This window comes from Microbulbifer maximicatervae (SeqCode) (assembly GCF_056232625.1).
Map to the genome: position 1 here is coordinate 2,322,281 of NZ_CP174324.1, position 13,169 is coordinate 2,335,449.

At 44.5% G+C, this 13,169-nt stretch carries 13 protein-coding genes; 5 read left to right on the forward strand and 8 right to left on the reverse strand.

Annotation, left to right across the window (positions count from 1 at the left end):
- Nucleotides 1–14 precede the first annotated feature (14 nt).
- The 3 genes from ACJJI6_RS10115 to ACJJI6_RS10125 all read left to right on the forward strand — a co-directional run bounded on the left by ACJJI6_RS10115 (nt 15) and on the right by ACJJI6_RS10125 (nt 2,971).
- Nucleotides 15–887 (forward strand): LysR family transcriptional regulator, encoded by an 873-nt coding sequence (locus ACJJI6_RS10115; protein WP_282931865.1) that lies wholly within the window; start codon nt 15–17, stop codon nt 885–887.
- A gap of 163 nt (nt 888–1,050) precedes the next feature.
- Nucleotides 1,051–1,788 carry a TIGR04219 family outer membrane beta-barrel protein gene (locus ACJJI6_RS10120; protein WP_282931864.1) on the forward strand — a complete coding sequence of 246 codons (738 nt, stop codon included), beginning with the start codon at nt 1,051–1,053 and terminating at the stop codon, nt 1,786–1,788.
- A gap of 130 nt (nt 1,789–1,918) precedes the next feature.
- Nucleotides 1,919–2,971 carry an NAD(P)H-dependent flavin oxidoreductase gene (locus ACJJI6_RS10125; protein WP_444957132.1) on the forward strand — a complete coding sequence of 351 codons (1,053 nt, stop codon included), beginning with the start codon at nt 1,919–1,921 and terminating at the stop codon, nt 2,969–2,971.
- Between the two features lie 39 nt (nt 2,972–3,010).
- Here ACJJI6_RS10125 and ACJJI6_RS10130 read toward each other — a convergent pair whose 3' ends face one another.
- Together ACJJI6_RS10130 and pcaB are read right to left on the reverse strand one after the other, a co-directional pair.
- Nucleotides 3,011–3,751, reverse strand: a complete 741-nt coding sequence (locus ACJJI6_RS10130) for a carbon-nitrogen hydrolase family protein (protein WP_475713298.1) — start codon at nt 3,749–3,751, stop codon at nt 3,011–3,013.
- A 320-nt stretch (nt 3,752–4,071) separates the two neighbouring features.
- Nucleotides 4,072–5,421 carry a 3-carboxy-cis,cis-muconate cycloisomerase gene (gene pcaB / locus ACJJI6_RS10135; RefSeq protein ID WP_475713299.1) on the reverse strand — a complete coding sequence of 450 codons (1,350 nt, stop codon included), beginning with the start codon at nt 5,419–5,421 and terminating at the stop codon, nt 4,072–4,074.
- 672 nt (nt 5,422–6,093) lie between these two features.
- Here pcaB and ACJJI6_RS10140 point away from each other — a divergent pair.
- The gene (locus ACJJI6_RS10140; RefSeq protein ID WP_475713300.1) at nt 6,094–6,864 is read left to right on the forward strand and encodes a class I SAM-dependent methyltransferase; all 771 of its coding nucleotides are present in this window, start codon (nt 6,094–6,096) and stop codon (nt 6,862–6,864) included.
- Complete coding sequence (locus ACJJI6_RS10145) at nt 6,857–7,792, forward strand: TauD/TfdA family dioxygenase (RefSeq protein WP_444912506.1); 936 nt, start codon at nt 6,857–6,859, stop codon at nt 7,790–7,792. The genes ACJJI6_RS10140 and ACJJI6_RS10145 overlap by 8 nt, the downstream gene beginning before the upstream one ends.
- A 378-nt stretch (nt 7,793–8,170) precedes the next feature.
- Here the strand turns inward: ACJJI6_RS10145 and ACJJI6_RS10150 are convergent, their stop codons facing one another.
- From ACJJI6_RS10150 to ACJJI6_RS10175, 6 genes are all read right to left on the reverse strand, one after another.
- Nucleotides 8,171–8,518, reverse strand: a complete 348-nt coding sequence (locus ACJJI6_RS10150; RefSeq protein ID WP_444898083.1) for a hypothetical protein — start codon at nt 8,516–8,518, stop codon at nt 8,171–8,173.
- A gap of 526 nt (nt 8,519–9,044) precedes the next feature.
- Nucleotides 9,045–9,251: a hypothetical protein gene (locus tag ACJJI6_RS10155; RefSeq protein WP_475713301.1), complete on the reverse strand. Its 207-nt coding sequence runs from the start codon at nt 9,249–9,251 to the stop codon at nt 9,045–9,047.
- A 230-nt stretch (nt 9,252–9,481) separates the two neighbouring features.
- Nucleotides 9,482–9,976 (reverse strand): DoxX family protein, encoded by a 495-nt coding sequence (locus ACJJI6_RS10160; protein ID WP_444915950.1) that lies wholly within the window; start codon nt 9,974–9,976, stop codon nt 9,482–9,484.
- A 1,500-nt stretch (nt 9,977–11,476) separates the two neighbouring features.
- The gene (locus tag ACJJI6_RS10165) at nt 11,477–11,992 is read right to left on the reverse strand and encodes a ClbS/DfsB family four-helix bundle protein (protein WP_444916198.1); all 516 of its coding nucleotides are present in this window, start codon (nt 11,990–11,992) and stop codon (nt 11,477–11,479) included.
- 120 nt (nt 11,993–12,112) lie between these two features.
- Nucleotides 12,113–12,361, reverse strand: a complete 249-nt coding sequence (locus tag ACJJI6_RS10170) for a hypothetical protein (RefSeq protein WP_475713302.1) — start codon at nt 12,359–12,361, stop codon at nt 12,113–12,115.
- A 68-nt stretch (nt 12,362–12,429) separates the two neighbouring features.
- Nucleotides 12,430–12,768, reverse strand: coding sequence for an energy transducer TonB (locus ACJJI6_RS10175; protein WP_444915948.1), 339 nt, complete (start codon nt 12,766–12,768; stop codon nt 12,430–12,432).
- Nucleotides 12,769–13,169 lie beyond the last annotated feature (401 nt).

Genomic DNA, 13,169 nt, shown 5'->3' on the forward strand with positions numbered 1-13,169 from the left:
TCAGGGGAAACAGCTTGGAACTACAGTGGCTGCGGGCATTTCTGGCAATCGCGGAACAGGGTTCGGTATCTGAAGGCGCCGAGCTGCTGCACCTGACTCAGCCCGCCATGAGTAAGCGCTTGGCCGCCCTGGAACAGCAGCTGGGCTCCCCACTGTTCGATCGTATTGGACGGCGATTGCAGCTCACCGATGCCGGCCGCGCCCTGCTGCCCCGCGCCCGCCATATACTCAATGAGATCAGCGACACCGAGCGGGAATTGCGCGCATTGAGCAACTCGGTCAGCGGCAGCTTGCGTATCGCCACCAGCCACCACGTGGGTCTACATCATCTGCCCCCAGTGCTGAAAGAGTTCAGCTTTCGCTATCCACAAGTTGCCTTAGACATCGATTTTGTCGACTCGGAACAAGCTTACGAAGCCCTGATGGCCGCCAAATATGAATTGGCCGTGGTCACCCTGGCACTTAAGGAGTATCCGCACCTGAATGCCGAAGTGATTTGGCCCGACCCCTGTGTTGTGGTGGCGGCCCCGGATCACCCCCTGGCAAAGCTGCCGGAACTGGAACTCACCGACCTCGCCAACTATCCCGCCATACTGCCGGATATGAATACCTATACCGGGCGCCTGATCAAAAGAGAGTTTGATGCCCAGGGGTTAAAACTCACCGCGAAGCTGGCAACCAACTATCTGGAAACCATAAAGATGATGGCCTGTGTCGGTCTCGGCTGGAGTGTTCTGCCCCACACATTGGTGGACAGCAGCCTGGCTGTGCTGCCAGTCAAAAAGCTGCAAGTACTGCGAAATCTTGGCGTGATCAGTCACCGAGGCCGAACATTGAGTAATCCCGCCAGCGCGCTACAACAGATGTTGTTCGAAGCAGCTATTTAAGAGAGGCAGGAAAAAAGCGACCAATTTACTAACAGGCAATACCCAAACGCACCATTTTTACCAGTGCAAAAGGTTAAAGATTTGTAAAAATGTGCAACTTAGCCACGGCACGGGAAAAATTTATCTGTAAACTCCGCGACAAATTCATCACGGAGTGAAGTCAATGAAGAAATCCGCACTTGCCTTGAGTACCCTCCTCGCCTGCGGCACCGCAAGCGCAGATACTATCCTCGGCCTTGATGCTACTGCCGGCGCATGGCTGCCAGGCTACAGCGGTAATATCGGTACCGACGAATACAAGCTGGATAACCTGTCCCTCTCGGAAGATAACATTACCTTCCTGCAGGTTGCCCTGGAACACCCCATTCCCCTGGTGCCCAATGTGCTTCTGGCCCACAGCAATATCGATACCGACGGTGACGATACCCTGGCCACCTCCGTTACTTTTGATGATGAAACCTTCACTGCCAATTCAGAAATCCGCACAGATCTGAACCTCACCCATACCGACGCTACCCTTTACTACGAAATTTTGGACAACTGGGTAAACCTGGATGTCGGTTTGACTGCGCGTATGTATGACGGTGAATTTACTGCAGTGAGCGATACCCAGGCAGAGACTGTCGACCTCACGGGCTACCTGCCAATGGCCTACGGCATGGCGCGCTTTGATCTTCCATTTACCGGCTGGTCTGTAATTGCCCAAGGCAATGCAACGGCCTACCGTGGCGATACCCATACCGACCTGACGGCTAAAGTGCGCTGGGATTTTGTACCGGCTGTCGACTTTGCTATCGAAGCTGGTTACCGCGTAATGACTCTCGACCTGGAAGAGCTCGACGACTTGCAGAGCGATATTGAAATCAAAGGACCATACATCGGTTTCAACCTGCACCTGTAAGCAATCCACCTAGGATTGCTGTTCGCGCTCCCCAAAAACTTTTGCAGCAGTAACGCCTGCGAGGTATAGCTACCTCGCACAATCTGCACTAAGGTGGCCCAGAAGGGGAGCGCAACTCACAGGCAGGGCCATGAATCCATTACTCGAAAAACTCGGAATTTCCCATCCCATCTTTGCAGCACCCATGGCCGGGGTATCCACACCCGCTCTCGCCGCCGCTGTATCCAATGCAGGAGGACTCGGCTCACTTGGACTCGGCGCCTGCTCAGTGGAAAAAGCCGTAGATGAAATTCGTTGTACTCACGACCAGACCGAGCACCCCTTTAATGTAAACCTCTTTTGCCACCAGCCCCCGACAAAAGATCCCCAACGGGAGCAAGCCTGGCTTTCCCATCTCGCCCCACATTTTGCCGCCTTTGATGCACCGGTTCCCAAGCTGATCAATGAACCCTACTCAACATTTATCGGCAATAAGGCCTTGCTGGAAGTTTTGCTCGAGCAAAAGCCACCGGTTGTCAGCTTCCACTTTGGCCTACCGTCAGAAGAGTTTGTCGCCGCACTAAAAGGTGCAGGGATAATCTTGATGGCCACGGCAACTTCTCCTCAAGAAGCCAAACTGGCTGAGGATGCTGGTATCGACGTTTTAATTGCCCAAGGTATTGAAGCTGGTGGGCATAGGGGGGTCTTCCACCCAGAGGGCGACCAGGAAATTGGCACTCTGGCCTTGGTGCGATTGCTGTGTTGCCACAGCAGCCTACCAATCGTTGCTGCGGGTGGCATTATGGATGGCGCTGGCATTCGCGCTGCACTATCTCTCGGGGCTAGTGCCGTGCAAATGGGAACCGCATTTGTCCTCTGTCCGGAATCTGCGGCCTCCGACAGCTACCGCAGCGCCTTGCAAAGTGAGCGCGCACAGCACACAGAGATCACCGCCAATATTTCCGGGCGCCCCGCTCGCGGTATCAGTAACCAATTCTATAAAGCACTAGATAAGGGCGCTCCCCCTCTGCCGGATTACCCGATCGCTTACTCCGCGGGCAAAGCCCTGGCTCAAGCAGCTGCAAAAGCGGGCAATGACGAATATGCCGTTCAATGGGCCGGACAAGGAGCCCCTCTCGCACGAGCCCTGCCCGCAGCCGGATTGGTGACAGCTTTAGTAGCAGAGCTGGAAGCGAGTAAATGAAGGGAGCTATTGGCCACTACCATTTATAGAGCTGCACAATTAAAGAGATACAATCTCCGAACACCACCCTTCATCGTCACGCTCAACGCAAACTAGTTGGCTGGCTGTATCACTCGCGCTGACAATCTCACCTTCGGGACCCCAAGCTGCACTACAGCCGGCTGTGGAATAACCACCTGTCGGCTGATTAAAGTTCGCAATAGCCACCAATAAATTGTGCTCCAAAGCATAATTTGCCAACTGTTGACTATCCTCCGGGTATCCCGTCGGAGTAATCAATACCCCCGCCACATAAACTGAAGCCCCCTGCTTTTCATAGGCGGCAACATGACCTGGGTTACACACATCTGCACAAATAGCCAGAGCTACGGTCTCACCTTCGATGTTCAGTGATAGATATTCAACTCCGGGAACAAACCACTTTTCTTCTCCAGGGTGCAAATGTATTTTCAAATAAACAGAAATCTCACCCTGAGGAGAAAATACGAGCGAACCGATCGCAATACCATTCTTCTGACGAATAGGCGCACCCACAACTAGCCAAACACCACTGTCAGCTGCCACCTCCGCTAGAGGGCTTAACTGTGGATCGTCGATCTTAAGCGCTAATTGTTCAGCCAAATCCGGCTCATAACCAGTTAAAGAAAGTTCAGGAAACACCACAATAGAGGCCTTTTTCCTTACTGCGACTTTTACAGCATGGATATGTGACTCAATATTGCGTTCTATATTTCCTTTCACTGACGGCAACTGTGCCAATGCCAGTTTAAACCTGCCCATCATCCCACCCCTTCAGATCACCACTTAAATACAACATGAACCGAATAAATTACTGTATATGTTACACCACAAGTAATAAGCATCGATTCTTGATTGTGTTAATTTTTAGTTTTCTTCCAGCTATAGAATCCCTACCTTTAAATAAACAACCTAAATTTTCTTCAGGTATCTATTTAAAAAAATAGTTGACTGAAAAAATAAAAACCAGCCAAGATAAAGATTTAGACTCTAATCTTAGAGAGTTTGCATTAAGAGCAGCGGAGACAAGAATCAATCCACAGCAGCTAGCAGTGACAATTGGGAAACGGCAGGTTACTGAGTCAGCGCTCTTTTCCAGCAAGCGTTGCATCAACCATCTCCCCGCATGATCCAAGATAGTTATGAGGGTCAAGAAGTTGATCTAACTCCGCATCAGAGAGAGCCCCCGACACCTGTTTATCTTCCTTTAACAAGTCAGAAAAAGGACGACCCGTCTCCATTGCCTGGCAGCAAATCTGGTAAACCAAATCGTGGGCATTCTCACGCCCCAGTTTCGGTCCCAGTCCCATCATTACAGCCTCAGAGAGCACTAAACCTCCTGTCATTTCCAAGTTTCGCATCATTTTTTCTGGAAATACCTGAAGTCCTTCTAGCGCAAAACGTGCCTGGGATAATATCGATGCGGTAAGGCAGAATATTTCCGGCAGAACAATCCACTCTATCTCCCACGGGCCCGTAGCCCGCTCATGGTCTTCAACCATCGCTTCCTGCAAAGAGGCAACCTGCTGTCTAACCACTGGGACAGTACCGCTGATAAGAACTGCTGATAGAGGGTTGTGCTTTTGGGGCATTGTACTAGACGCTCCCCGGCCAGATATAAGAGGCTCCGCCACCTCCCCGACTTCTGTCTGTGCCATTAGTTTTATATCGAGGGCTATTTTTCCCAAGGTGCCAGTAATCAGCCCCAATAGACAAGCCACTTCGGTAACGCGATCTCTCATCGTATGCCAGGCGATACAAGGGACTCCGAGATCGAGTTCCTGCATAATTCCTCTTTGAACTTCTAGCCCCTGATGCCCCAGGGAAGAAAGATTACCCGCCGCACCACCAAATTCCCCTACAAACGCCCGAGACTTTATCTCTTTTAAGCGCGTTTGATGGCGATGAATACCAGCCAACCAAACAGCCGCCTTGTAGCCGAACGTTATAGGTACCGCCTGTTGAAGATTACTGCGCCCAACCATAGGCGTATCCCTGAAACGCTTGGCCAGGCTCGCTAAAGCATCTGCTATCCCATTGACCTCCGTCTCAACAATTTCAAGCGCCGCCCTAATCTGTAAGACGGTTGCCGTATCCGTAATATCTTGAGTAGTAGCCCCCCAATGACACCACTGACCTAAATCTCTACTACACAGTGACACTAGCTGCTCTACAACACCCAGCACTGGATAACCAATCAGCTCCGTTTGCTCCTTGAGCTTTACAAAATCTATCTGCTTGGCGTCACAGTGTTGAGTAATGTCCTCTGCAGCCTCTGCAGGGATTATTTTTAACCGGGCCTGTACTTTGGCCAGTGCCGCCTCAACATCGAGATAGTACTGAACGCGTTGTTCATCCGAGAAAATCTCACGCATTGCTGAAGTACTAAAAATATCGCAAAAAACGACCGAATCAATCGCGGTTGCTCTCATATCAAATCACACTTAACAAGATGCCTAGACGCCAACAGGATCAAAACCACAACAACATCAGATTAGCTAAGGAAGAGATATTCTAAAAAATTAACCTAAGAATCGAGGCGCCAAGAACATGGGGAACTAGAGGCGCCGCTAATCAAGCACAGCAATCCATCCTAAGAGAATTGAATACAACAAGCTAAAACATACTCCTGATTACATTACCCCTTATCTAAACAGCACCCTAAAGCGAATTTAATCCATTAAATTCAACCCCAAAAAATAAGTTTTATTTGACATATGTCAACTCTAAAAACAAAAGTACTGCTAACCTGAGCCGGCATGAAAAATATAAATAAAATGTGAATTATGAATATTCCATCTCAAAGAAAAGACCTTGACGCTCCTCCTCCAGCTTTGCATACTCAACTAAGCAACAAAACCAAACAATAAAAAACTGCCAGCATGCCCACCCAAAATAAGCTGCAGAATACAAAAAACTACCAAATGGATTTCCTGGTAACGACTAATTTTATATATTTAAAATGCTAGCCTTATCAAAACAGCAATTAAACTTAAATAATTAAAGCCGCAAATACCTAAAATTTCACCAGCCATGTAGTAAACACCAATACACACACCACTGCATAGCATACTTTATCCCTAAAATTGAAGGAGCAGTTCGGGATGAACTTACCACTATCAACTGAAACCATCTATAACAAACAAGCTCACAGCTGGAACCGCTCGGAGAAAATCCTACTCAGTGATTTCACCGCTCGCCCCAAAGTTTTGAAGGCAATCGGAGATATCTCCGGGAAAAACATATTGGATATGGGCTGCGGTGAAGGCTATGTATCCAGGATGCTACTTGATAAGGGAGCAGGTTCAATCTTTGGAGTTGACTCTTCTTCAGAGATGATTTCCCAGGCAAAGAAAACGGCTTCTGCTGGAAACTTGACGAAAGCAGAATATGCAGTTGGAAATGCCGTTACATTTACAGAATTCCCTAGAGATAAATTTGACCATGCTATCGCTGTATTTCTTTTCAACTATCTAACCATAGAAGAAATGACAAAAGTGATAAGCAAGGTCAAGAATCTACTAAATAAAGGGGGTACCTTTATTTTTACAGTGCCTCACCCTTGCCTTCCGTTCATGAGGGAAGAAGTTCCTCCATTCTACTTTCAACACGGCAACATGACTTATTTAGATGGTATAGATCAAACATTTGAAGGAAAAATATGGCGCAGAGACGGCAAGCCAGTTTCAGTACGATGCGTGCATAAAAATTTTTCACACTATTTTGAAGCTCTGGCACAAGCTGGTTTTAAATCCCTGCCAACCGTTCAAGAACTCTCAGTGACTCAAGAGCACCTCGACCTAGATCCAGATTTTTTCTCACCACTAGCCGGCTATCCACTACACGTATTATTTAAGGTGCAAGTAAATGACTAACTTAGCCCCAAGTGAAGTAGTTCAAGCTCAAGCCTGGACTGCTAATGATATGACCGCAACTTCCAACTGGAAGTTTCTGTGGCCTTCAAACTGGAAATCTGAAGTCGAGGCTTTGGAGAGCTGGGCCAAACAACAAAACAACCCGATTGATAATCTGATCCAAGAATCAGTTGCCACACCTGAGTTCGACCAGCTTGCCAACCAGATAAAACATGAAATAGAACATGGTAGTGGTGTGGCATGGATACAGGGCGAGGAATCATTAAGCAAGCCAACGCTTAACCTACTATTTCTAAAGCTTAGCCTGGCAATGGGCAATACTATAGATACTTATGGCCGGCTTTATGGGATTCTCGACACAGGAAAAGACTACACTAGCGAAGCTATTCCTGTATCTCAGACAAATGCACCCACTGGCGTTCATACTGATAGCTCACAACGTACCGTACAACCAACGATACTTGGATTATGCTGCCTTACTCCGGCAGTTGAGGGTGGAAAATCGAAAATCGTCTCTGCGGCTCAAGTTCATGAAAACTTACGAAAAACTGCCCCACAAAAACTAGAGATCCTGTACAACAACTATATTAGGGATTTAGTTACTCCAGGCAGTGACAAAAACATAAAAAGCATACTTGAGAACTGTTTTCCTATTTTCGAATATTCAAACGAAAAGCTCAGTATTCGTTATATGCGGTACTGGATTGAGAAAGGCCATCAACGCGTGAACCAGCCTTTATCAAAAGAAGTACTTAAGGCTCTGGATATACTAGATAAGGAATTAAACAGTGCGGAGAATACATTAAGCTTCTACATGAACTCTGGAGATATGGTCTTCGTTGACAACACCAAAGTCCTACATGATCGGGATGGATTTATTGATACTCCGGATCAGAAGCGGGTTTATACCAGGGTATGGATTGATTAGGCTCCATCTAATCAACCCATAAACCATATACTCTTTAGCAGAACGCCATCACTTTGTGAGCTAATAATTTGCGAAATACTGATTGGTAGCCTAAGAAAAACTGGAGAAGTACTTTAAACACTTCTCCAGCTTTAACGGGTGAAAGATTTCCCCGCAAAAATTTCAATTAACCTCCAATTAAACCTAACGATACCGGATACCTACTATAGGCAGGCTAGTCATTTTATTAACACCTCAAACACCGGACTTATGAAGTTGGAGGATTTTTTGGGCAAAACTAGGCCAGCTTTTCAAAGCTTCTTGTTTTAACTTACATGGCTTCCCTTGCCTGATTTTTACCCCTGCATGCAGCACTTGCTGATATGGAGCTACAAGGTATCACAAACGCTGTATTTGAACGTGCTGAATTTTACCGCCATATACAACCACATCTTCCAAGCCGGAATACTCTACTTTTTCTCCAGCATGTGTTTCACCTGTAAAGTTAAAATTGAAATGAACTATCCCGGGTTTGGTTTCTGTAACACTGCATACTTCCCACTCAAGCTTTGAAAACATACCATGATGAAGCCTCTGCATAGACATAATGTCATTCACACCTAAGAATAGATCTCCTTTTCCTGACCTGAATGTGGAGCTTTCACAAAATAGCTTTGTGATTTCATCAAAGTTACTTTCGTTTGAGAGTTTGAAATAATACTCTGCCACTTCCAAAGAACTCATCATCTTTTATTCCTCTCGATTACACATATCTGAGTTGTAGCATAGACCTACTCATAAGCGCAACGCTTTACTTAGGCCATCACCGGGATAAAGCTGCTTTGGTCTACAGAACATAGGATTCAGCAATTTGTTATGCTTTACTCCAAATAATTGAAAAAACAACCCACATGAATATAGGAGTATTGATTCCTAGTGATAAAACACCAAAATGTTAAAAACGTTTAAGCTTGGGCTTCCATCTGCTTTTGTAAATTTTACTAAACCGAAACGGTTCGTCTATTTCCTTAATTGAAATAAACATCGAAGCTATCATTATCAAAGCAGCGACAACAGATATGATTGATTTTATCAAACCACTCAGTTGAGTAAAAATCACAACCCACCAAGAAATCGGAACTACACACCCAACAAAAAAACCTACCGCAAATAATGTTCTATATTTCATCCGACCTTTTAAAAATATAACAATTCAAACACATCTGTGCTTCAGCGGGTCTGTTTGATTCGATTTACTAAAACTTGACACCATCTACTTCCATTGCTGCTTTCGATAAGCCTTCCAATTCCTGAGTCGCATATTACTGCGATAATAATCATCCCAAGAATTGGGCAAACACTTAGGATTTCGACGCCCTCTAATTTTAATAGAAACACCAACTTCATTTATACTAGAAGCATAAAATTGCTTCATCTCATTTTTTGTATGAGGATAACGAAAGTAGTCGGAATAGCTCATACTAACCTCCAGTAGCTATAAATTGCTAATGGAAGCCATACCCTTTTTCTCTAAGTATTTTTCTATAATTCACGATTCTGCCCCCAAAGTGATTTAACACTCAGCTCGAAAGAAGTGCCTATATACCTCCTCCCTATACTATTCTACCACCTCCAGTCAAAGCCCGCTCAAAAACCGAACGATACGGGGCGCTTGTTAAGCATGGACAGGTCTTACACACAACATCTCAATCAGCCGACTGCATTAGTGGTCGACAGCTTTAAATTGTTATGACCTTTCGCACACAGAAAATATGCCCATGCAATTAGTATGATTTGCAGTGGCGCACGTAATAACAAATAAACAGACCCCCATTGATGCCCGCCAAGACCAATACCGTTTAATGCCGCATAAATATTTGCAGGAAAGAAAATAATGAAAACTACAATAGCAAGCCATGCAGCATGGAGCTGATATCTTGGCACAAAAAGAGCAATACCTATCAATAGCTCAATCAATCCAGTGAGATAGATTATCGCTAGGCGAAAAGGAACCCAAGACGGTAACATTTCCACCATGCCCTCCGTTTTAACAAAGTGCCCAACGCAGAAGAATATGAAGGTTATTCCCAATCCCCAATAGGCGTACTTTTTAACATTCAGAGGCATGCCGCTATACTTTGAACAAATAAAAGAGACACCTAAGGGACTAGACAACAGTAAAAGAATAATTATTGGAGTTACCATAGTTTCCTCATAACGCTAAGCTCACCCACGGAGACGCATTCACGCTGGAGCCGGTGACAGCGCCTTGTGTGGCTGTTCTTGCCCGATTCTGATATTGAAAGTACTTTTCGCTAACGGGTAAATTGGGAGCCATCTTCGGTGGCCACCGAAGACCTTGTTAGTCACAGTTCATTGCTAAACCGATTAGTTTATATAGACCATTAAAGAGTACGAACGTGACAGATATTCGCAAGGCACAATTCAGATAGTTATGTGTATCTCAAGCCCGAATAGCAAGGTAGAGATAGCTTATCGCATGGAACCTCAACTAATCAATATCGGAATTGATACCGGCAATAAATAACTCGATATTCATGTGAGATCTACAGGCCAATTCTTTAGTGTCACCAATATAAATTTCATTAAGTCATTAAGGATGCCTCTCAATCTCAAAGAATATTAGCAGAGTCTACAGAAAGGCTCGAATTAGAGTTTGTTTGTGCACGGAGAAAGCAGACTACCTCCTAAATACGAACATAAAAAATAACACCTACTGGGATGAAAGTATGGATTAAAAAATTGACGAGCAACCATAGTCACTTGCTATGAGAGCCTCTCACTGCGACGTAATCCCAATGACCGAACTGATTGAGAGTGACTGTTTACAGCTGAGGGATACTCCCTCTGAGCAGCAATACTGGATAGTTATCGCCATATCATAACCCGATGCGGGCATATGAAGTAAAACACTGGATTGCTCACTGCCGACTTTATAATCCATAGAAGAGCTTGAAATTTCCTTTTTATCAATCAATAGGAAGGTTTGAACCCGTCCCGCTAAGCAACTTTCGAGTTTGTTAGCAAACTCAAGCTGATATAGAAAAGTATCAACACTTCCAGAATCTATTTTTTCCAACTTAATAGACAGCAAGTCAGCATTTGCTTGTGTTACTTCAGTATTTTTAGGCGGGCCATAGCTTCGCCACAAAGCGCTAAAAATAAAAATTTTATAACATGCTTAAATATAGCTCGTTTAGCTCATAATGTCGGATTCAGGCGCGCCAGGAGCGAAGCGCCACTTGTGTATTAAGGGGAGCGCAGCAACCTTACACTCAAAAGTGCGTAGCTTTGGGTGTCGACTGGAACCCCTTGTTGTGTAGGAGGATTACCATATGATACTTGTAATTACTATTACTGCTACAATATACAAAACACTATTAATCGCAGTACGAATAGTTAACGGTGGGTCAGATTCTCTAGCGCTCAATTTCTTATATAGATAAATACTACTTAAGCTAATAAATACACATATCGTAGCAATTACATAATCTTGAACGCTAGGCACTGTCTTGTCTGTAAGAATATATGCAAAAAAAAGCAAAATACCTGATATAGGAAGCCCTATAGCTGTATATGCACTTAGCAGTACGTTTTTTGTTTCACTATTCACTCTTCACCTCGAACAAAACACTTAAATTAGGTAGTTCTTAGGCGTCATCTGGGTTTACAGGTTGTATGAATTTACTTGATATTATTCTGCCTCTTAAACCTGCGCACCTTTGTGCGGATATTTTTCATTGGAGATGAGGTATTAAACTGGATCATCCTCCCAAGGGTGTAACTTTTATACCAACTGTGCCCATAAAGTTCATCATTGCTCAATGAGTCTACAAGCTTCAGTATTTTTTGTATTGTAAACTGGAATTCTGTCAGCAACTGTTTATAAGACCAATCCTTATAGGATGCATGAAAGTGCTGCGCTAGCTTCCCAAGCTCATTCCAGCTGTAACCTTTTTCTGGAAAATCTACTTCGAGATTATTTACCCTAAGCTCATGCCATTTTAGGACAAGACTTCCCCAACCGATCAGGTATGAAATAGTATCAGAAACGCTTATTTCTGTATTTTTTATATTACCTTCAACACCAATCTCTCTCGAAAGCTCCTTGGGGACCCCCATATAATCAGTAAATAAATTTTCATAAGAATTTTCAATTGAGGAGATTAATTCTTCTTTATTTTTCGAAATTGAAGACATAGCTATCAATGGTTACTCGATTACAAAGTATTTACATAACATTCGCACTTGCAGCGGGGGAAGCGTGGCGTAAGCCATTCGACCGCGATAGCGGCAAATAATATGTGCTTGTTCAGTGATTTAACACCCACCATCACCATCGCCTCCATCTCCACCACCAAAATTTCCTGAATATCCACTGCCAAGGTAAGCGCCAGAGCTAGAGCCCTGAGTTATTCCAAACTTTACAATAAACCACAGCACACTGGAAACTAGGAAGCCAGTGAATACTAACGGGGTAAAAACTGAGTTAAGCAAATTTTCGGAAGTAAGATCGATCATATACCAAGATCCGACTAGGCCGAAAAAATTAATTATGAATGATTTCATTTGCTCTCCTTGTACCACTTAACACCTACGGAGACCCATAGGGCCGTAGACACGGCTGCCAGTGATTGTTATTTATGTATACACTCGCCGTCCAGATTGTAGCTTATTTTGCGCTTCACGCCATGAACCGGGGCAGTTACGCCTATTAATTCCTTAGGCACTAACTTGTATTTCATAAGAGCTTTTCTAGCTGCCTCATCAAATACACCTTCAGGATAAGAATCTATGATTTTAACATTTTCAAAAAAACCACCAGGCATTACCGTCACTTCGAACTCGACCCAACCCTCTATGCAATTTTTAAGTGCCTCTAAAGGATAATTTGGCTTTACATAAATTATTGTTGCCGACGCAATTCCGGACATGAGAGAAATAGTGAGAGTGAATATTATTGGAATGCTCTTCATGTTCTTATTCTCACAACGTTAAGATCAGCGGCGGCTTGCTTAGTGAACATTTAACATACATATTGGAGCGCAGCAACGGTATAAAAAACGCACAAAATAAAACGTCAGCTACATTGCCTTGTTAAGGCTTTTGCCTGCTAAACGTAAATTTATTGCCATTTTCTACCAGCCCTCTAAAGAAATCCTTATCAATCTCGGCAATATGAGCCTTTACTATATAAGAACCATCCAAGCGAAGAATGAGAGTGTTACCTATTAACTCCCAAGCTCCTTCAAAAGGTAAAACCAAACAGCCTAGTTTTGGATAGTTTGTACACTTAAAAATGTTGTCATATCTAAACTCACACTCGTCCCAGCCTGATTCACCACCAAATATACCCCCACTCCTATCCTCCCAGGTG

Bases quoted from the DNA above. Each gene is read 5' to 3' on its own strand.
- ACJJI6_RS10120 (WP_282931864.1), top strand. From the start codon at position 1,051: ATGAAGAAATCCGCACTTGCCTTGAGTACCCTCCTCGCCTGCGGCACC.
- ACJJI6_RS10125 (WP_444957132.1), top strand. From the start codon at position 1,919: ATGAATCCATTACTCGAAAAACTCGGAATTTCCCATCCCATCTTTGCA.
- ACJJI6_RS10130 (WP_475713298.1), bottom strand. From the start codon at position 3,751: ATGGGCAGGTTTAAACTGGCATTGGCACAGTTGCCGTCAGTGAAAGGA.
- pcaB (WP_475713299.1), bottom strand. From the start codon at position 5,421: ATGAGAGCAACCGCGATTGATTCGGTCGTTTTTTGCGATATTTTTAGT.
- ACJJI6_RS10140 (WP_475713300.1), top strand. From the start codon at position 6,094: ATGAACTTACCACTATCAACTGAAACCATCTATAACAAACAAGCTCAC.
- ACJJI6_RS10145 (WP_444912506.1), top strand. From the start codon at position 6,857: ATGACTAACTTAGCCCCAAGTGAAGTAGTTCAAGCTCAAGCCTGGACT.
- ACJJI6_RS10150 (WP_444898083.1), bottom strand. From the start codon at position 8,518: ATGATGAGTTCTTTGGAAGTGGCAGAGTATTATTTCAAACTCTCAAAC.
- ACJJI6_RS10155 (WP_475713301.1), bottom strand. From the start codon at position 9,251: ATGAGCTATTCCGACTACTTTCGTTATCCTCATACAAAAAATGAGATG.
- ACJJI6_RS10160 (WP_444915950.1), bottom strand. From the start codon at position 9,976: ATGGTAACTCCAATAATTATTCTTTTACTGTTGTCTAGTCCCTTAGGT.
- ACJJI6_RS10165 (WP_444916198.1), bottom strand. From the start codon at position 11,992: ATGTCTTCAATTTCGAAAAATAAAGAAGAATTAATCTCCTCAATTGAA.
- ACJJI6_RS10170 (WP_475713302.1), bottom strand. From the start codon at position 12,361: ATGAAATCATTCATAATTAATTTTTTCGGCCTAGTCGGATCTTGGTAT.
- ACJJI6_RS10175 (WP_444915948.1), bottom strand. From the start codon at position 12,768: ATGAAGAGCATTCCAATAATATTCACTCTCACTATTTCTCTCATGTCC.